At 59.3% G+C, this 19,230-nt stretch carries 12 protein-coding genes; 8 read left to right on the plus strand and 4 right to left on the minus strand.

The window, feature by feature from the left end:
* Nucleotides 1-402: 402 nt before the first annotated feature.
* Together NSND_RS17635 and NSND_RS17640 are read left to right on the plus strand one after the other, a co-directional pair.
* Nucleotides 403-2,478 (plus strand): cytochrome-c peroxidase, encoded by a 2,076-nt coding sequence (locus NSND_RS17635; protein WP_080880236.1) that lies wholly within the window; start codon nt 403-405, stop codon nt 2,476-2,478.
* Nucleotides 2,478-4,337: a multicopper oxidase family protein gene (locus NSND_RS17640; RefSeq protein WP_080880237.1), complete on the plus strand. Its 1,860-nt coding sequence runs from the start codon at nt 2,478-2,480 to the stop codon at nt 4,335-4,337. The genes NSND_RS17635 and NSND_RS17640 overlap by 1 nt, the downstream gene beginning before the upstream one ends.
* Nucleotides 4,338-4,351: 14 nt before the next feature.
* Here the strand turns inward: NSND_RS17640 and NSND_RS17645 are convergent, their stop codons facing one another.
* Nucleotides 4,352-5,632, minus strand: coding sequence for a DUF4124 domain-containing protein (locus tag NSND_RS17645; protein WP_080880238.1), 1,281 nt, complete (start codon nt 5,630-5,632; stop codon nt 4,352-4,354).
* 253 nt (nt 5,633-5,885) lie between these two features.
* Here NSND_RS17645 and NSND_RS17650 point away from each other — a divergent pair, with 253 nt between their 5' ends.
* Both NSND_RS17650 and NSND_RS17655 read left to right on the plus strand, forming a co-directional pair.
* A complete protein-coding gene (locus NSND_RS17650) occupies nt 5,886-9,746 on the plus strand; it encodes an Eco57I restriction-modification methylase domain-containing protein (protein WP_159450860.1) in 3,861 nt (1,286 codons plus the stop codon).
* 119 nt (nt 9,747-9,865) lie between these two features.
* Nucleotides 9,866-10,630 carry a hypothetical protein gene (locus NSND_RS17655; protein ID WP_235000298.1) on the plus strand — a complete coding sequence of 255 codons (765 nt, stop codon included), beginning with the start codon at nt 9,866-9,868 and terminating at the stop codon, nt 10,628-10,630.
* Nucleotides 10,631-10,766: 136 nt separating this feature from the next.
* Here NSND_RS17655 and NSND_RS17660 read toward each other — a convergent pair whose 3' ends face one another.
* Both NSND_RS17660 and NSND_RS17665 read right to left on the minus strand, forming a co-directional pair.
* On the minus strand, nt 10,767-11,489 hold the full coding sequence (locus NSND_RS17660) for a hypothetical protein (protein ID WP_080880240.1): 723 nt from the start codon (nt 11,487-11,489) through the stop codon (nt 10,767-10,769).
* 73 nt (nt 11,490-11,562) lie between these two features.
* Nucleotides 11,563-12,159, minus strand: a complete 597-nt coding sequence (locus tag NSND_RS17665; protein ID WP_200810555.1) for a GNAT family N-acetyltransferase — start codon at nt 12,157-12,159, stop codon at nt 11,563-11,565.
* A 179-nt stretch (nt 12,160-12,338) separates the two neighbouring features.
* Between NSND_RS17665 and NSND_RS17670 the strand changes: the two genes are divergently transcribed.
* From NSND_RS17670 to NSND_RS17685, 4 genes are all read left to right on the plus strand, one after another.
* The gene (locus NSND_RS17670; protein ID WP_080880241.1) at nt 12,339-12,833 is read left to right on the plus strand and encodes a DUF5069 domain-containing protein; all 495 of its coding nucleotides are present in this window, start codon (nt 12,339-12,341) and stop codon (nt 12,831-12,833) included.
* Between the two features lie 58 nt (nt 12,834-12,891).
* Entirely contained in the window at nt 12,892-13,446 is a 555-nt protein-coding gene (locus tag NSND_RS17675; RefSeq protein ID WP_080880926.1) for a pyridoxamine 5'-phosphate oxidase family protein, read from the plus strand.
* Nucleotides 13,447-13,576: 130 nt separating this feature from the next.
* Nucleotides 13,577-13,777, plus strand: a complete 201-nt coding sequence (locus NSND_RS17680) for a hypothetical protein (protein ID WP_143833611.1) — start codon at nt 13,577-13,579, stop codon at nt 13,775-13,777.
* A 343-nt stretch (nt 13,778-14,120) separates the two neighbouring features.
* Complete coding sequence (locus NSND_RS17685; RefSeq protein WP_235000300.1) at nt 14,121-17,414, plus strand: hypothetical protein; 3,294 nt, start codon at nt 14,121-14,123, stop codon at nt 17,412-17,414.
* Nucleotides 17,415-17,456: 42 nt separating this feature from the next.
* On the opposite strand, the gene NSND_RS17690 is transcribed toward NSND_RS17685, so the two are convergent.
* The gene (locus NSND_RS17690) at nt 17,457-19,229 is read right to left on the minus strand and encodes a DUF2207 domain-containing protein (RefSeq protein ID WP_159450861.1); all 1,773 of its coding nucleotides are present in this window, start codon (nt 19,227-19,229) and stop codon (nt 17,457-17,459) included.
* Nucleotide 19,230 lies beyond the last annotated feature (1 nt).

The following is a 19,230-nucleotide window of genomic DNA, read 5'->3' on the forward strand; positions in this document are numbered from 1 at the left end:
CTCCTCCTGTTACATCCAACCAACTATTGCGTCTGCTTCGCGCTGCTTCTGAGAAATTCGAAATCAGCGCGTGTCAAACGGGCGCTGCGAATAACTGCGTAGTCACGTGTATCTGATTCGCTAGGACACGTATCGGTTTTGATACGGTCGAGTCGTGACACACATCCGAACAACCATTGTGTCCTGGCACCGAACCCAAGACGGCGATATCCGATCGCATGACGTTCGACGACGAAAAGGCGCGTCGATTATTGGTCACGAAATGCAACCAATTCACCCGATGCTCATGCGCGCTGACTCTTGACCATGACTGGCAAGGATCCTGCTAGTGCGACGGGCAAGTGATTGTCAGTTGTTATTCTAAGGTGGAACAGCAGTGCTGCCTGGAGAAGGAGGAAAGATATGGCATCGCGAACGACCATCAGCGTGGGTGTACTCCTGGGAGCGGTGCTACTCGCTGTGACCGGCCTGCGTTTGGAGCGCGCGCCCGCAGCTGCCCTGACGCGGGTTGTGCCTACGGTGCATGAGGAGGAACTGCCGCCTACCGCGATGGAGATTCTTGATCTCGCGAGGCAAATGGATTTTGCAGAGGTCCGCAAACAGTTGCCCCAGGTTCAACCGACTGACAGGCAACTTGCGGACCTCCTGAAGCCCGGGCAACGACAGACAGCGATCGCGCTCGGCAAGGCACTATTCTGGGATCGCCAACTGGGTTCCGACGGTCAGGCCTGTGCGAGTTGTCATTTTCATGCGGGTTCCGATACCCGCGCGCGAGGACAATTAAACGGGGGAGGCGGTAATGGCTCGAAGCCTGGATCGCTGGACCCGACGAGAAGCGGCGGCCTTGGTGGACCTGGCTATGTGCTCAAGGCGGGGGATTTTCCGTTCCATGTCGTGAAAGATCCGACGCGGACGGATTCGGAGCTCCTCTTCGATACGAACGACGTGGTTGGATCACAGGGAACGGCGTGCCTGAACGTAGGCCACCCGCGCGCGACAACCGGGCGGAACGCCCCGACGGTGATCAATGCCGTCTTTCAGTTTCGATCCTTTTGGGATGGCCGCGCCAACAATCATTTCAACGGGGTCAATCCATTCGGCCGGCGCGAGCACACCGATCCGAATGCAGACCCCGAGTCGAATCCGGACGGAACGGTCCGGCCACGGCATCAGCTGATGCGGGTCTCCACCGAAAAGAACGGGAAAACAGGCCCACCCACTGTCACGTTGCGGACGGTGTCGTTGGATCTGCCCTCTGCGGCGCTGGCGTCCCAGGCCGTTGGCCCCCCTGTGAACTCCGTTGAGATGAGTTGCCAGAGCTGGCCGGAGTTGGGGCGCAAGATGATCTCGCGGATCCCGCGGCCGCTCTACGCACAACATGTGGACCGGCGTGACAGCGTACTCGGTGAGTTTCGTCATCCGACGGACGGGCTCAGAGTCAATTACCGCGAGTTGATTCAACGCGTGTTTCGTGATCACTGGTGGCGTGATCCCCGTGATCCGAAGGCGCTCAAATCGGGCGAGTTCTCCTTGATTGAAAATAATTTTTCGATGTTCTTCGGGATTGCGGTCATGCTCTACGAGGCCACATTGATCTCGGATCAAAGCCCCTTCGACAAGCACATCGCCGCTCTCAAGAACAAACCCGGCGGCAAGCCGCTCGAGGGGTTGGCCGCGTTCGGGTTCTCGGTCTTCATGGATCGCGGCAAGTGCGTGGATTGCCATCGTGGTCCTGAGCTCACGGCGTCAGGACTCGAGTCCTTCAAGGCCGATCGAGAGCATCGCGAGCAGGTCGAATTAATGCGGGTGCACGAGACGCAGCAGGGTGAGACGGCCATGTACGACAGCGGGTTCTACAACCTCGGCGTGCGTCCGACGGCAGAGGATCTCGGCATTGGCTTCAGTGATCCCTTCGGTCATCCGCTGTCGTTCACCAAGCAATATCTGCCGCACCTCAAGACCGGGCAAGGGACCGTGGATGTGTTCACCGTCGATCCCTGCGGGTTTTCGATTCAGCCGTGTGAGCCGATCGAACGTCCCGACCTCGTGCGAGCGGCCGTCGACGGGTCGTTTAAAACGCCGAGCCTTCGCAACGTCGAATTGACGGGGCCGTATATGCACACCGGTGGAATGAGCACGTTGAGGCAGGTCGTGGAATTCTATGATCGGGGTGGCGATTTTCTGAACGCGGAGCAGGCGCCGGAGATCGAACCGCTGTGGCTCAACGAAGCGGACAAGAATGCCTTGGTTGCGTTTCTGAAGAGTTTGACCGATGAGCGGGTACGGTGCGAACAGGCGCCGTTCGACCATCCTTCGTTGACGATTTCCGACGGCTACAGCCGAAACAGCGATGGGACGTACCGGGAGATGACGCGGGAATTGCCCGCGGTCGGGAAGGGTGGACGGACGAAACTCGGGTGCTTGAAGTCCTTTGAAGAAGAGTTGCAGCTCAGCGCCGGAAAAGGAGGGAAATCCTAATGGCACTCTCGCGACGTGATTTGATGAAGTGGAGCGTGCTGACGGCCGCCGGGTTGTGGGTGCCGGGAGCAGGCGGCCGTGCCTGGAGCCATCCGAGTTCCAGCTGCCCGATTTCGGATGAAGCCAGGGAGATTGCAGATCGGATTCTGGGCGATTTTAAGAGTCCCTGCACTAGACCCTTTGCAGTTCCGATGCCGGTTCCGCCCGTTCAGGAGCCGGTGGCAATCTTGAATCCCAGCCCGGCCAAAGATCCGAGTTCCGATCCTCGGGAGGGCCGAACGCTCTCGCACCAGCAATTCGAAGCCCTTTTTCAAGACCCTCAGCGACCGGTGACCATGTATGAGGTTCGCCAGCAGGAGTTTCTCCATTCCTTCCATCCGGACCTCCCGTTGCAACCGGTCTGGGGTTTCAACGGTCATTCGCCGGGTCCTGCCTACCACGCACGCTACGGCCGGCCGGTCATCCTGCGGAATTGGAATCTGCTTCCGGAAGTGTCGGACAAGGCCCCCAAAGACCCCGCAAAGGCGAAGGCGCATGAGTTCGGCTGCCATTTCGTCTCGACCCATCTGCACAACGGCCACACCGCACCCGAGAGCGACGGGAATCCGCGCAACTTTTGGAAGAACAGGTCGTTCTACGACCAGTGTTACGCGAACCAGTATGCGGGCTACGATCTGGACCCGCGTGTCCGCGACGGCTTCTCTGCCGCGGGCGATCCCAGCGAGGCGTTAGGGACCCTGTGGTATCACGACCATATGCACGATGCGACGGCGGCCAATGTGTATAAGGGCCTCACGGGTATGTTCCTCCTATTCGACGAACTGGATTCCGGCAACGAACTTGACCCGAGTCCTATGGCGCTACGGTTGCCGAGTGGGGAATATGATGTGCCAATTCTGCTGACGGACAAAGTGTTCGATCCGGCCGACGGCCTGCTCTACCTCGACACCACCAATACGGCCGGCGTCGTAGGCGACAAGGTGTTGGTGAACGGCGTGATTCAGCCCTATTTCCAGGTTGCCAGGCGCAAATATCGGTTCCGGTTCCTCAACGCCGGTCCCTCACGGTTTTACCAGCTCTTTCTCAGTCACGGCATGACCTTCACGCAGATTTCCAATGACGGGAATTTGTTGGAGCGTCCGGTCGAACGGCAGACGCCGACACGCTTGGGGGCGGCCGAACGGATCGATGTCATCATCGATTTTTCCAAAGCTAAGATGGGCGACCAGATTTGTCTTGAGAATCGATTGCGCCACATCAATGGGGCGAAGCCGGCTGATGTCGAAAGCAATGGCGTACCGTTGCTGCGCTTCGACGTGGTGCGCGATGCTCCAGACCCCAGCCGTGTGCCCGAGGTGTTGCGCAAACGGCCGGATGTGTCGCACGAAGTGCTGCGTTGCCAGGGCAAGCGGGAGTTCATCTTTAATCGCGGGAATAGCATGTGGACGGTCAACGGGCGTCCCTACAAGGACGGGCAAGTGGTCGCACATGTGCAGCGCAACTCTGCCGAAATCTGGACCTTCAAGAACGGCGGAGGCGGGTGGGATCATCCGATCCATGTTCACCACAACGAGTTTCTGTTGCTGAAACGAAACGGGCTGCCCGTGGCGGATATCGAAGCGGGGCGGAAAGATGTCGTGCGGTTGGATCCGGGGGGCGAGGTCGAATTGCTGATGCGGTTCCGTGATTTTGTAGGGCAGTACCCCATCCACTGCCATAACGTCTTGCATGAAGACCATGCCATGATGGCCATGTTCGAGATACAGGACAAAAACGACTTGCCCTGTCCGGATAAAGATGGGCCGACGGAAGATGGCGAACGTCCGGGCTGCCACCACGGGAATGGACATGGGCACTGACAGGGACACTCTGTTTATCGGCTGCGGTGCCCCCCGCCACTGTGGGAGTATCCGCTGCCAGGTCCAGGGTATTTGCCGGAAGGGCGTGAGCTCACCGATGGACTCTGTTGCGGGATCGAAGGCGCGGTATGAATGTTCGAAGGGCTGGGGCGCCAGAAATGGGACGGGTGCAACTGGTAGGGCTGCGGCTGCGGTGCAGACCGGTGCATCACCGGTGGAATGGAGCGCGGTGTGGGAATGGTCACGATGTCTCCCACTTTGGCTGGTAGGCCCTGCTGGTTGAGCAACGGTGGCGCGTGACGACTCTGCATCGATGGTGATGGCACGAGCAACGAGCGGCGCAGCGTGGGATTGAAGGCGTGAGCCGGGGCCGGTACGAGCGCGCCGTTTTGCGCCGCAATGGTCTGTTGTGCCTGCGCGAGGTGGCGATGCCGGGGAGAGAGGCGCTGTGCCTGGAGTAGTAAGCCGTTGATCCCAGGTCCTGCGATCCAGGGATAGGAATAGAAGCCGAGTGTTGGGTATGCCCAGCTGGTCCAGGCCTGTGAGACAAGGGCATTGGCCTGCAGGTCGTTCAGCATGTCGTCACGTTGGCGGCTGAGTTGCTGGACTTCCTCCGCCGATGGGGCGGCGGCGAGGGCGCGGTTGGTGGCATCGAGCTGTTCCTGTAGTCGGTCGGTTTCGGCCCGGAGGACCGTGAGTTCCAACATGGCGCTGTCGTTTTCCCGCAAGGCCGCAATGGCCTGTGCGACTTCATGCGGGTCGATCTCTGCCGTCAACTCAGCGCGGATCACGATACTCTCGTTCTCGACCCTGGTCGTGATGGTTTCCTCCAACACCGTGACGATGCCTGCCGTGTAACTCCGGATGTCATCACGTGTGAGGTTCATGTCGCGCACTTCCGTGACACGTTCCAGATACGTGGCCACCTGTTCGAGCGCGTCTCTCTTGGCGGCTTCGACCGCCAGACGCGCGCCATCCGTGCGGGTGTCGTGATCGCCCAAGCGATATTCGCCGCTGGCTGTGACGATGCGGGAATCGGCGGAGCGCGTCGGTGATTCGGCAACGGCGCGAGGCGGAGCAGAGGAAGCGGCTGGAGGCCTGTCGAGCTCCTGTGATGTCAGCCTGTTTCGATATTGTTCGGGGACGGACTCGAGTTGGTTCGTAAAGGTTTGAACACCGGCCTCGTCGGTGTAGGTATAAATCGAGGCCCGGCTGTCTGGTGCGGTAATGACGTGGGTGGAGACCCCGAGAAGAAAGAGAACCGACAGTGTCAGCCCACTGTGGGAGAGAGACATGGTGATCCCCCGTCTAGTTACGAATTCAGGATAACACAGCATCAGATCGGGATTCCGCAAGGAGGGGCTTTGATAAGTTGGCGGCAGAAGGGGAGGGTTTTGTCGTCTCCCATAGGCTCGACATATCGGCGAGGCATGGCCTGTCTCTTTTGCCGGGTAGAAAAGATCGGGCCTGAAGATTGGATGATTTCCCACGAGGAAACGGGTATTCTTCGACAACTTTTTATCCATCACACAGCGTGAATCCCTCTCTATGAGCCAGGCGCCTCTCATCATTGCCACCCTCATCGACCGGTTCGACCAGAATCGCGAGTCCTACAAGAGCCAGAGCTACAACGAAACCCAAGTGCGTCGAGAATTTCTCGACCCATTGTTCGAAGCGCTGGGCTGGGATGTCGCCAACAAGCAGGGTCATGCCGAGGCCTACAAAGATGTCATCCATGAAGATGCCATCAAGATCGGCGGCAACACCAAAGCGCCCGACTACTGCTTCCGCATCGGCGGCGCGCGTAAGTTTTTCCTGGAAGCTAAAAAACCGGCCGTGAATGTCAAAGAGGAAATTCCTCCGGCCTATCAGATCAGGCGCTACGCCTGGTCGGCCAAACTGCCGCTCTCGATCCTGACCGATTTCGAAGAATTCGCCGTCTACGATTGCCGCACACGCCCCAATCCGTCCGACAAGCCCAGTGCGGGACGCATTCTGTACCTTACCTATCGGGACTACCTGACCAAGTGGGATGCGATCGCTTCAATCTTCAGTAAGGAGGCCGTCCTTAAAGGCTCCTTCGACAAATATGCCGTCACTGATCGCAAACGGGGCACTGCCACCGTCGATGCCGAGTTTCTGAAGGAGATCGAGACCTGGCGGGAGGCGCTCGCCAAGAACCTCGCGCTCCGCAATCCGACGCTCTCCGTGTACGAGCTGAATTTTTCGGTGCAGCGCACCATCGATCGGCTCATCTTCCTCCGTATCGCCGAAGACCGAGGCATCGAACCCTATGCCCAACTCCAGGCTTTGCTCAACGGCCAGGACATCTACGGACGGCTACGCTACCTCTATGAGCAGGCCGACGATCGGTACAACTCCGGCCTCTTTCACTTCCAGTCCGAGAAAGGCCGGGCCGAAGCGCCAGACAAGCTGACTCCCAGCCTGAAGATCGACGACAAAACCCTCAAAGACATCATCGGGCGGCTCTACTATCCCAACAGTCCCTATGAATTCTCCGTGTTCCCCACCGAAATCCTGGGCCAGGTCTATGAGCAGTTTCTAGGGAAGGTCATTCGTCTCACGTCCGGGCATCAGGCCAAGATCGAAGAGAAGCCCGAGGTCAAGAAGGCCGGCGGCGTCTACTACACGCCCGCGTACATTGTCGACTACATCGTGAAGCAGACGGTCGGAGTGTTGTGCGACGGCAAGACGCCCAAGCAGATCGCCAAACTCACCGTCCTCGATCCGGCCTGCGGTTCGGGATCGTTCCTGCTCGGTGCCTATCGGTTTCTGCTCAATTATCACCGTGATTGGTATGTGAAAGACGGCCCGGAGAAGCACCGCAAAGAACTCTTTCAGGCGTCCAGCGGTGAGTGGCGGCTGACCACGCAGGAAAAGAAGCGGATTCTCCTGAACAACATCTACGGCGTGGACATCGACAGTCAGGCCGTGGAAGTGACGAAACTCAGTTTGTCGCTGAAGGTGTTGGAAGGTGAAAGCGACGAGACACTGAAACGGCAGCTATCCTTCGTCCACGATCGTGCGTTGCCGGACCTGGGGCAGAACATCAAGTGCGGCAACAGCCTCATCGGGCCGGATTATTTCGCGGGCCAGCTCATGCCGGACGATGAAGAAATGCGGCGCGTGAATCCGTTCGACTGGAAAGCCGAGTTTTCATCGATCATGAAGGTCGGCGGATTCGATGCCGTGATTGGGAATCCGCCGTATGTGCGTGTTGGCAATATTGACAAACTTCTACTCCCCTACCTTTACAAGAAGTACGAAGTTGCGCACCGATTTGATATCTACATTGTCTTTGTTCTGAAGGCCTATGAACTGCTGTCTGCCAAGGGCCGGCTAGGATTTATTTTGCCAAATAAGTTTTTCACTGCGGATTATGGGAAAAGTCTCCGGGCATTTCTCGCCTCCCGAAAAGCTCTTGAGACTGTGGTTGACTTTGGGGATTCTCAGGTGTTTGCAGGTGCTTCAACCTATACGTGTCTCCTATTCCTTGGGCGAGAATCACATGGCTCTGTTAGGTATTTGACTGCCCAAGCTGGCTCCCTTGCTTCAGAAAATGGAGAGGTCGGAGGCGTTGTAGTTGATCAAGCAAAACTCGGTGAAGATTCCTGGTCATTCTTAACTTCGTCCTCATCAAAGCTTTTAGAAAGGTTCAAGGCGTTTCCTTCGCTTGATGAGTTGTGTGAGATCGAGAGGGGGCTAGAAACCGGATGTGATGAGGTTTTCTTCCTGCAAGTCTCTTCCTGCGATGAAGCCAAGGACTGCTTGCTCGTAACATCGAAGGCAACCACTCGACCATTCAGTATCGAAAAGGCAATGGTTCGCGCATTGGTAAAAGGCTCAGCAGACATACGACGATACATTATTGAGGATGAAGGGCGAGCGCTGGTTTTCCCTTATAGTTGGAAGGAAGAGAGGCCTGTACTTATTGAGCCCGCATCGTTTGCAAAAGGTTTCCCCCTTGCCTGGAAGTACTTGAATGAAAATTCAACCCGCTTGAAGGGAAGAGGGAAAAGTGAGTGGTATGCGTTCAGGAGGCGGAACTACGACCTTCGTGACGGTGTGGCGCGCATATTCGTTCCGTCCATAGGAAGGCGCCTGTCAGCGGCACTTGATTCGAAAGGACATTTTCATTTTGTGGGAAGCGGTGGTGGAGGAGGCGGTTCTTACGGGCTCGTTGCCAAATCGCACACGGGCTATTCACTCCTCTACATTCTTGGAGCTCTCAACAGCAAACTAGGGGATTGGTTCGCGAAGGTGGCAAACTCACGATTTGGAGGCGGATATTACTCCTTTAACCGTCAGTACATTGAGCCTATTCCGATTCGGCCTATAGATTTTAAGGACTCGAACGACAAAGCTTCACATGATTATCTAGTCGCGCTCGTCCAGCGCATGCTGGAACTTCATCAGCGCCTCTACGACGCCAAGACACCTACGGACAAGGGCCGGCTGCAGCGTCAGATCGACGCGGCGGATCAGGAGATCGACCGGCTAGTCTATGACCTCTACGGCTTAACGGAAGAAGAGATCAAGATCGTGGAATCGGCCTCGGTTGCATCTTCATCCAAAGTGCAGGAGAATGACGGCCATGAATCAGAAGTCGAACCAACCGATCGACCTGGTACAGGCCGAGGAGCGTCTGCAACAGTGGCGGGCGCAGCACAATACTCCGGCGAAAGTGGCGGGGGCTCACCGGAAAGTCCTGCTGGAGCGGGTGAGCCAATCCATGGCGTTCGAGAACCAGCCGGTCAGTACGGAGCGCCTCAAGACCCTGATGGGGATTCCGAACGCCAAAGCGAGTTAGGCTCGACGCGTCATTTCGATACAGCCGAAGGCCGCCTCTCCTATTCGGAACTCTCCGAACGTCTTGCCGTGCCGCTCGTTGCGATCTACGACGAAATTCTGCAAACCAAGCCCGATCAGATCGTCATCTCGCCGGAATGGCTGTGTGTGCGTCATCAACGGCTGGCTAGTCATTTGTTTCCGGATTGGGCCGGGCGCTTCCGGGATGTGAATGTGCAAGTCGGCGTTCATACGCCGCCGCCGTTCTATGAAGTCCCGATCCACATGCGGCAGTTCTGTGACGATCTGGCCGAACGGTTGCGCCATGAGCCGGGGGCAACGCTTGGTGGATGCGCAGGGCTCCTGGCCTGGGCCGACTGGCGCTTCCAGTGGATTCACCCCTTCAAGGATTTCAATGGCCGCATCGGCCGCGTGTTGCTCGCCGCACTACTCTACAAGCTCGCCCTGCCTCACGTCGAAACCGCTCCCTCAGACCCGCACGCGCGGAGGCAGTACTTGGATGCTCTTCGGGCCGCAGACACACAGGCGTTCGATCAACTGGAGACCTTGTGGCTGCGACGCCTTGAGGGTGCTTTGTGAGGTCATAACCTGCCTTCTCAGCAGCCCGGAACCAGGATTGTTGTGAAGGTGCGGAGCATACCCAGTGCCATCCCCCTCGCTTGCGTAGTTCTTCCTTAATTTGCTCTCGCGATCTGTCCATGACCATTCGCATCGCAGTGGCCACGTGGCTCGCTCCGTCCTATCTCCCTATTTCCTGGCGGACATTCCAAAACGCGATATGCTGGCAGCAGCCTATGTTGCTCGTCAGACGAATCGCTTCCATTCTGTTTGGATTCGTTCCCCTCGTACTCATCGCGGTGGGGGTGGCATCGGTCCTATGGGAAGTGCAGGCTCATGATCCGTCGATGTTCTCGGTTCAGGGTGAGAAGCACCTTGCCCACGCATTCATGTTCGCTGGTGCGGGCTGCATCGGACTGTTCGGCTGCCATCGACTGTGGCGGGCTAATGGGAGCTGGAGGTGGGTTCTCGTGCCAGCGGCGGTGATGATCTTTGCTGTGGTCTTTCCAAATATGGAACGCTGGCCACATGGAACACCGGTGGAGCGGGCGTCGTTCAGCGCGCTGCAAAGGTTGAGCGCGTTCGCCGGTTCAGCGACTCAACTCGCCCGGGAACAGGGAGAATTTGTCTGTGACAGATCCGCAACGCTCTCCGCCTCGTCTCTGTTTGCTCGACAAGGTCAGGCGCTTTCCTATGTGATCCACTGTGTGCCCGATGCGACCGGGCCGACACTCGGTACGCCTCCCGAACGACCCGGCACCCTCGTCTTTGCCGTCAGCCCGGATCGGACACAGGCCTGGTTCACGGCCACGGTGTTGACTCACAGCACCGGCCGGCAGGCATCCTGGTTGACGCGCCAAGGCCAGCCTTTCGTCATTGCCGCACAGTTACAATCCAAATCCTAGCCCTACGTATGTGGCTGGTTTGCCTTCGTTGAACCAAAGTCTCGGTGCTCCGCTCTTCGCTCCGGTGAAGGCTGTCGCAGGAATACTGGTGAAAGCGATGTGAGAGCTGCGGCGGAGGCTGAGGCTTCCGCACCGCTTAGAATCGAACGCCTAGTGAGACTAGGGCGAAGTTGTACCAACCGAAGGCATACAAGTCGTTATCCACTCCGCCTTCGAACACACGGTACCCTGCGGACATGAACCAGTGGTCGGTGAGATCGTACCGGACCTTCACTGCCGCGTCGATGGCGCGACCCTGCGTGCTGACGAGACCGTCGAAGTCCAGGAGCGCCGTCCAGCGCGGGGCGATGTCGAATTCCAGGCTGCTGCTGAGCAGGGGCACGAATCCCACATTGCTGTCTGAGGCCAGCACGCCCTGCTGGCGGAGTTCCACCCGCGCATCGCGAATAAAGGCGGTGGCACCGATACGCCAACGCCAGCGTTCCGTTTCGTGGACCAGGTATCGATAGGTGAGGCGGTAGGAGTCGAACTTGTACTCGGAGTCTATCGGGCTACCGGGGGTAAAGGTGCTGCCTGCGAAGCGAACCGGCTGTCCAAACGCTCCGGTCCCGGAAAATCCGAGCGGGGCGTACACGAAGCGGAGTGAATGCCGATGCGTCATGTTCCAGGTCAACTCGACGCGGCGCTGGGCTTCCGGACCATGGCCTTGGATATCGGTCAGCGCGAACCTCGTCCCTGCGCTGCTGTCGGGAATCTGAATCTGATTACGCGACTGCCAGACCGCCCCGGTTTCGAACTCCAGGGAGAAGGGCAACTCAGGAGGCGCGGCTTCTGCGACAGGGGACAGCGTGCTGAACATCGTGGTTATGACACAGAATAGGACGAGGATCGATGCCCGGTCGGCAGAGCGTCTGTTCAAGCAGTGCGGGAAGTCATTCGTCATTACGTACGACTGCTTCCCGTGAGTGTGCGCTGTCATTCAGAAACTCCTCCCTTAATATTCCATAAATCTCCACATCCACAAATCGGCCGAAGCGGATGTAATGCTCGCGCATGCGGCCTTCGTAGGTCATCCCGATTTTTCGTAAGACACGCCCAGAGGCCGGGTTGTTGTGAAAGTGCGGGGCATAGATGCGGTGGAGCGACAGGCGTGTGAAGCCATAGTCGATCACGGCACGAACCGCTTCGGTGCAGTAGCCCCGGTTCCAGTAGTCGGTGCCGAGCCAGTAACTCAGGCGTGCAAGCTGGTGCTCGCTGGCGATGTCCATCCCGATCGAACCGATGAGTTGTTCCTCTTCAGCGAGGACAATGGCAATCGTGATGGCGGTGCCTGCGGCGAACTGCTCCTGTTGTTGAGCGATCAATTGTGCGGCGGCTTCGACCTCAAAGGGGTGAGGGAGCAACGTGCCTGCGGCGACTTCTTTTGCCCCTGCCAGGCGCTGCACGGTATCGGCATCGGAGGGCTGGAATTGCCGGAGAATCAGCCGTTCAGTATGGAGTGTCGGACAGGCATCCATCACGGTGATCACAACATAGTATTCCGCCTAAAACAACTGCCGCGTCCGGCATCGACCTTGATGCACGTCATCGGAGCCTGTCCATTGACAGTGTTTCTTCATCCCGCCAGAATCCCGCTCGTCGAAACAGGACAGAGAAGTGCTTTGATCTTGCTTCCGGAATATCGACAGGTCGCAACGGAGAGGGGCAGATGATCATGGCGGCGTTTAATCCACTCACTGCGCTACGCTCTCCGCGGGAGACGTTGGATGGGTACATCATCCTCCCGCGCTTAATCGACAAGGTGCGCGCACAGGCACGAGGCGAGCTTCCGGCAGCGTACCAGAGGAATCTGCTGCATCGCGGGGGCACGCTTGACGGGCGCTTCCTTGCTTTTACCGGGCTGGAAGGGGAGGCCTTGCGGGCGGTCATTCTCTCCTGCGAGACGGATGAGCCGGTGGCGCAATGGGTTGCCCAACATGCGACACGACATTCCGCCGACGAGAAACAGCGGTGGGCCGCCGAGGTTGAGGGCTATCGGCCGACTGGCCGTGTCCTTCTTTACCTGCAATCGACCGTGCCTGAACTGGCCGCCCAAATCGATTGTGCCCTCGTGAGCCTGCTCGATCTCATCGATATGAATGAAGGCCGGCTTGCTGTCCCCGCACGGGGTGGCTCTGCAGATGTTGAGGAAAGAAGCGCCTGAGTGGTACGCCCCTCTGGGCGATGATTTCGGTCCCGAACAGATGAGAGGGGAAATTGCGGTGGCTCAACGATACAAGGAACTTTCAAAGACTCATATCGAATTCATCACCACACAGAAGTTGTTCTTTGTCGGAACGGCCACGGCGGAGAGCCGGGTAAATGTGTCGCCGAAAGGCATGGACTCGTTTCGGGTGCTCGGCCCCGCTCGCGTGGCATGGCTCAACGTCACCGGGAGCGGTAACGAATCCTCGGCCCATGTGCAGCATGACCCGCGTATGACGATCATGTTCTGCGCCTTCGAGGGCCAGCCGCTGGTCCTGCGCCTCTATGGCAGGGCGAAGGTGGTGCACAGGGGCGACTCCGAATGGCAGGAGTTTTTTGGTCTGTTCCCGCCGTTGCCCGGTGCCCGTCAGATTTTCGACGTGACTCTCGACCTCGTGCAAACGTCCTGCGGCATGGCAGTGCCCTATTTGTCGTACCTCGGCGACCGGGAGTCGCTGAGCGCCTGGGCTGAGAAGAAAGGCGACGAAGGGTTGAGGCGGTACCGGGAAGAAAAGAATCAGCTGAGTCTGGACGGTATTCCCACTCACATTGTCGACAAAGAAGGGCACTGATCCCTTCTCGATCAGCATCATACGCATCCGCCCGGAACGCAGTCCCGCACACTTTTCCTCCGTTTCTTGACGCATTTCCGATTCACGAGTAGGGTTTCGTTGGCCTTCTACTTAAGTGGAAACAATGGACGTGGCGCAGGTCTTGATCGCGATCGTCGGGCTGGGAGCGGCTGTGACGACGTATTGCCTGATGCGATTTCCCCACATGCGCCGTGAGCGGTTCAGGCACTACGGGGCGTTTTCTATTGCGGTGTCGGTTCTCGGTGCACTGGCGGTCTTGCTGTTCTGCCTGGCCCTGCTCATCCTGCAGAATGCCTGGCGAGTCGGGTGACGCGAGGGACAATTCATGCCTCTCATTCTCGGAACGATCGCAAATCGGCCTGTTCCAAAGTGAAGCATTGTCGCAGCGGCGCGACAGTTTCGTGCGCAAGATCATGAAAATCCCACCATGCGAGCAACTCTTCGCCGGCCGAGGTTGATCTGGCCGGGTCGGTCTGCTACGAATACTAGAGTGCGGCATCTGGCAGGAAGCTCATCGTTTTTCCCCAACTGAGCGTCCTTTCCTCACGTCGAGCCCATCAGCGGGTTCGAGTCGTTCCATTACAATCGACCGTTCCCCGCGCGGCTGTGTGAGACGCGTGGCGGACTATTTTTTGCGGGACGTTGAAACCACTATGGGCCTTGTCAGAACCGGTCATTCCCTTCAGCTGCTGCCACGGCGTGAAGCTGAGGCACAGGCGGATTGCCTTGAGTTCCCCAGGTTGTCCTTCAAGCCGCCCCCTCACCCGGTCTCCATAGACCGGGTCGACTGGGTCTTTGCCGGGTTGCTCGCACTGTCCGTGGCGATCCTGTGCCTGCTGATCGCGCGATCCATGCCCTCGTTCCTGTTCCAGTCGATGGATTTCTGGTTCGAGGCCGACACGCTGCGCGAAATCTCGAACATGAGCCGGGTGCACGACGACCACTATCGGACGTCCGTGCATCCGTTGTTTTCGTTGATCACCTTCATCCCTGTCTATATTGCGAAGCATGCGTTGACCACCAGCCCGCTTCGAGCGGTGTTGCTCATCACCGGCGTGGTGGGCGGCTTGTGGGCCGGGACGTTGTACCTGCTGTTCCGCTTGCTTGGTTGTCGCAGACTGGATGCCTCGGTCTTCACGCTGCTCGGCCTGTGTAGCGCCTCGGCCCTGTTCTGGCTTCCGGTGCCCAACTCCTATTCCTGGGGATCGCTCTCGATCATGCTGGCCCTCGTGCTGCTGTTGTTCGCCGAGCAACGGACGTTCGGAGCTACGGCCTATGTGATCGCGAGTGCACTGACGCTCAGCTTTACCGTGACGAACTGGATGGCGGGTCTGCTGGTAACGCTGGTTCGATGGCCCTGGAAGCAGGCGGTGCAACTCTCCGTCAATGCGTTGTGTGTGGTGGTTTTGCTCTGGGGCGTGCAGAAGCTCATCTTTCCCACGGCCGAATTTTTTATCGGCCATCGCGAAGAGGCGGAGTTCATCAATCATCCCCAATCCGGGGGTGCCGCCAACGTCCTGTCGTCCCTGGTCTTCCACACGGTGGTTGCCCCGGATGTCCGGTTCATGAAAGACGATGCGTACACCCAGGCCAAGTCCGATTCGTTTCGCCTGTCCGAACGTCTGTCGTTTCAATTTTCCCGCCCGGGATCGGCCGGTCCGCTGGGGCTACTGGCCGTCGGACTCTGGTCGGCGTTGCTGTTGAATGGATTGTGGCGGCTGGTCACCCTCGATCACCATCTTCGGTTCCGCCTCGTCCTGGCCAGCCTGCTGGGGTTTGAGACTCTGCTGCACCTCCTCTATGGAGAAGAAACCTTCGTCTACAGTCTGAATTTTCTTCCGCTTCTCCTCGCCGTTGCCGCCTTGGGGGCCATCAGTCCCGGCCGTCGGGTCGTCGTGTCCCTGGCCGCGTTGCTCGCGCTCTGTGCCGGGCTGAACAACTGGCATCAGTTTCAGGAGGCCACGCGTTCGGCGACGCAGTTCACGCCGCAGCGTGAGCTCATGACGACGATGATGCAGCAGGATCCGGATCGACCCTGGCCCCGCTCGGTGGGGCATGTGCCGCTGGCGCTGCCTGGAACTCCCGAGGGCGGCACGGCCTATCACGAGCCGGGCGGGGATTTCAGTCCGCATGTTCCGAGCTTCGGCGTCTCAATCTGGCTCTGCGATGCCAACGGGCTTCCGGTCGTCACCAGCCAGACGGTACCGCTCAGCGATATCCAGCAGCGGTTCGCACCCTCTACGCATCCGAACATTCCGGCCATTGTCACGAAGACACCCTACTATCAGGCGACCTGGTCGCGTCTGGATGCCACGCATTGGGAACTGCGGTTCAAAAATTACACGAACCATGCTCCCGCGATTCTCATTCGCAGCGTGGGCCCGGCCGGCGGGCCCGTGACCGCGTTGGACTGGGACGGGGAGGAGATCGGGATCAACCATCGTTGGGCGGTGAAGGCGACGCCTGCTCCCGGCGCGATTACCTTGGGGGATGAGAATACGCCCGATTGGATGACCGCGCAGTCATCGGTCAAGTCCTGGAGCGGCGCGTCCGGCTGGGGGTACGCGCGCATGAAGTTTGCGTCGGCCTCAACGAGGAAGGACGATGAAGTTCGTGTGGTGCTTGCCGATTTGCAGCCGCCCGTCGAAATCCAGACGCACTACACACATCCCTCGAAGCGGGCTCGTCTCGCGCTACCCGAGCCACGTCTGCAGGCCTCCATGGATGCGCAAATCACGCATCTCATGATGAGTCTCGTCGACGATGAAACCCGCCCCGGCGATCCCACGTTTTACTACCGTGCCTGGCATCGACAGGGTTCATACATTACGGCGGCGCTGGCGCGGGCCGGCGATCCTCATGTCAGCCGGGTCCTTTCACAATTTCTGGCCTCGCATGATTTTGCCGGTGGCTCCGGCCCCGAAGCCGATGCCCCCGGGCTGGCCATCTGGGCGTTGGTCGAGTCGGCTGCGTATATCGCCGATCCAGTCCACGATCAGTGGCTCTGGCCGCATATCCTCCGGAAAGCCCAACGGATCGAAGGCATGTTGACGGCCCGGGCGCCGCTTGTGGAACCCTATTGGATTCCCTCGCCCCACGACTTCAATCACAGTCGGCAGACCAGGACGGCGCTGTTGGCCCAACCGGCGCGTGACGGCCTGATCGTCGGCCGCGTCGGAGAGGACTGGCCGTTGCTCTATGTGAATGCCGTCAGTTATCGCGGGTTGCTCGCTGCCGCTGACTTCGCCGAACGACTGGGGAAACGTCAACAGGCGGCTCGTTGGCGACAGCATGCCCGCGGGTTGGAGGCGAGTTGGCAGCGCCAGTTTCCCACCGGGTCGCCGGACAGCGTCACGTACCCCGTCAGTTTGCGTGCATTGGCCGGGTCTGCCACCCGCCGCACCCAGTTGGGACAACCGATGACGACGTATCGTCCCCCTGCGGTGTCCCCGACGGCGGCAACCCAACTGACTCAGGCACATCGGGCATTGCGGCTTGGCCGACCGGAAGCAGTCTGGGCGACGCTTCATCAGCTCTGGAGTCACCAGGCCTCGCCGGGCCTGTATACCTGGGACGCGCTGCGGCCGACGCAGGATGAAGTGGCGGATGGCTGGCAATATGCGCGGGGCTGGCACAATGAAACCGCCGTCTCGCCGGACTATGAAACGGCGGCGTTGCTGCTTTTATTGCAACAGGACATGCTGGCCTATCTCGATGAGGCGGCGGCGGAGCCCACGGTGGTGCTGGGCGCCGGTATTACCCAGGCTTGGCTTCCACAACCGATGGCGGTGTCCAACCTCGCCCTTCCCGGCGGCTCCATTACGTGGCAATGGGACGGGCAGAAGATGCGGGTGACGCTACGCGGGCCTGTGCGAAAAATTCAGTTGGGTTCGGCGTTTCCGCCCGGCACCGAGCTCGCCGTCGTGCAGAAGCCGCTGCGCCCTTGAGTCGGCTGTCGGCCATCGGCCATTCACTTGAGTCTTCTGCGTTCAGAATCCCCGTCCACCACCGCCGCCGAATCCGCCGCCTGACGATCCGCCCCCTCCGAACCCAGACCCGCCGGAACTACGTGGGGCCGATGTCATGGTGGTACCGGTGCGCGTGGCCATATCGCCCATGCGGCTGGTGAAGCCGCGGGTGTTGAACTGCGCCATCTCGGTTCCCTGGTACCAGGCCGGCGGGGTCATCACGATCGACTCGAAGGCCCCTGCCCAATTTTTCTCCACCCCGAGCGCCATCGCGTAGGGGAGAAATTTCTCGAACAGTTCCGGAGTCTTGATGACTCGATCGAAACGGTCGACTTCCACGCGGGTCAGAAATTCTTCGAATCCCAAGACGCCCTCAAGGGCCCTGCTGCCTTGCAGGGTGCGGGCCGGCATGATGCGTCCGAACCCGACCACAATCAGGCCAGACAGAGCGCCGGCCCCGAGGAATGTCAGCGGCGCCATGCCCCATCGGTCGGCGAGTGCGGAGAGGGCGAAGGTCAAGAGCATCCCCAACACGATCCCGCCGATCAGATACCCCTGCTTCACCCGATCGGGCCGCTGCGTATAGTACTTCCGCTTTTGGAGCGACTCAAAGATCGCGTCCTGAATGGGGGGGAGGGATCTGTAGAAGCGATTTTCGAGCGAGCTCAGCGAGACGTCATCGGTGGTGCTGTCTTTGAACAGGGCTTCCAGCAGGAGCCGCTCGTAGATTGGTAGGGTCGTCCACTCCTGGGAGGGCTTGGTGCGATGAAATCGATAGTCGGTACTCGACCAGAGGCCGAACAAGTGCTCGGCCTTCTGTTCGGCAATTCGAAGGTATCCTCGCACGGCGAGATCGACCACGGTGGCGGTGAGATCGCGAGTATCGGGACTATCGTCCACGAGCGTGCCGGCTTCGGCCGGGGTCAGTCGATCCGGTGGTTCGTAGAGTACTGTGATGGGCCGGAGTCGCGGGTCTCTGCCTCGCGTGGCCCACAGCCGATACATCACGATGAAGACGAGTAGGGGAATCCCCAATGCCCAGTTGCTCACGAGGAACGTGTGTGTCTGATCCAACGCGGTCGGAGCGGCGACGATGCCCTTGTCCCAGCCGACGACGGCGGTGAGGCCCTCGCGAATACCGAGGGCGCGTGTCATGGTCATCTCCACGCCGGCTCCGACGATCTCAACCGTCGCCGCGGCCTCGCGCGCGCCATAGGCTCCCGTGAAGGCTTGGGCACGGATGCCTGTGGTATGCGGCGGGAGAATGATCCGCACGGAAGCCTGCTCGATGGGCACATCCCATTCGTCGCCGGTGACGTTCCAATAGAGTTCGTCGTGATCCTCGAAAAATTTCAGCCCGTTTCTCACGCGATACTTCAAGACGAACGTGCGGGTCGCATCGGTCGCGCCGGGAATCCAGATCTTCAAATTCCGGTAGTGCCGCTCCCGGCTGCTTTCGAATGTGAGGGGAGTGCCCTGTTCGTCCGTGACGGTGACTCGATCCAGCAGGAGGCTGTAATTGAAGCCTTGCGGGGTTCGATATTCGACGGGAATCAGCCGCTCGATTCCGTTCCATGCCCCTTCGAAGCGGGGGCTGACGGTCTCGGTGACCAGCAGGTCGCCGCCGGACAGGACTTGAAGCTCAACGTCGAACCGGCTGAGCACGAACGAACGGGCTGCCGCAGGGAGGAGTTGGCTGAAGGTGAGGAAGCAGAGCAGGGGGACGATGAGCAGGCGCGGCGCAAGCCTTGGACTTCGCCCGGCGCTCACATGTGGACCGGCGGGTCGGCCCACG

Source organism: Nitrospira sp. ND1, assembly GCF_900170025.1.
In the GTDB taxonomy this organism is placed as follows: domain Bacteria; phylum Nitrospirota; class Nitrospiria; order Nitrospirales; family Nitrospiraceae; genus Nitrospira_A.

Bases quoted from the DNA above. Each gene is read 5' to 3' on its own strand.
- NSND_RS17635 (WP_080880236.1), top strand. From the start codon at position 403: ATGGCATCGCGAACGACCATCAGCGTGGGTGTACTCCTGGGAGCGGTG.
- NSND_RS17640 (WP_080880237.1), top strand. From the start codon at position 2,478: ATGGCACTCTCGCGACGTGATTTGATGAAGTGGAGCGTGCTGACGGCC.
- NSND_RS17645 (WP_080880238.1), bottom strand. From the start codon at position 5,632: ATGTCTCTCTCCCACAGTGGGCTGACACTGTCGGTTCTCTTTCTTCTC.
- NSND_RS17650 (WP_159450860.1), top strand. From the start codon at position 5,886: ATGAGCCAGGCGCCTCTCATCATTGCCACCCTCATCGACCGGTTCGAC.
- NSND_RS17655 (WP_235000298.1), top strand. From the start codon at position 9,866: ATGACCATTCGCATCGCAGTGGCCACGTGGCTCGCTCCGTCCTATCTC.
- NSND_RS17660 (WP_080880240.1), bottom strand. From the start codon at position 11,489: ATGTTCAGCACGCTGTCCCCTGTCGCAGAAGCCGCGCCTCCTGAGTTG.
- NSND_RS17670 (WP_080880241.1), top strand. From the start codon at position 12,339: ATGATCATGGCGGCGTTTAATCCACTCACTGCGCTACGCTCTCCGCGG.
- NSND_RS17685 (WP_235000300.1), top strand. From the start codon at position 14,121: ATGGGCCTTGTCAGAACCGGTCATTCCCTTCAGCTGCTGCCACGGCGT.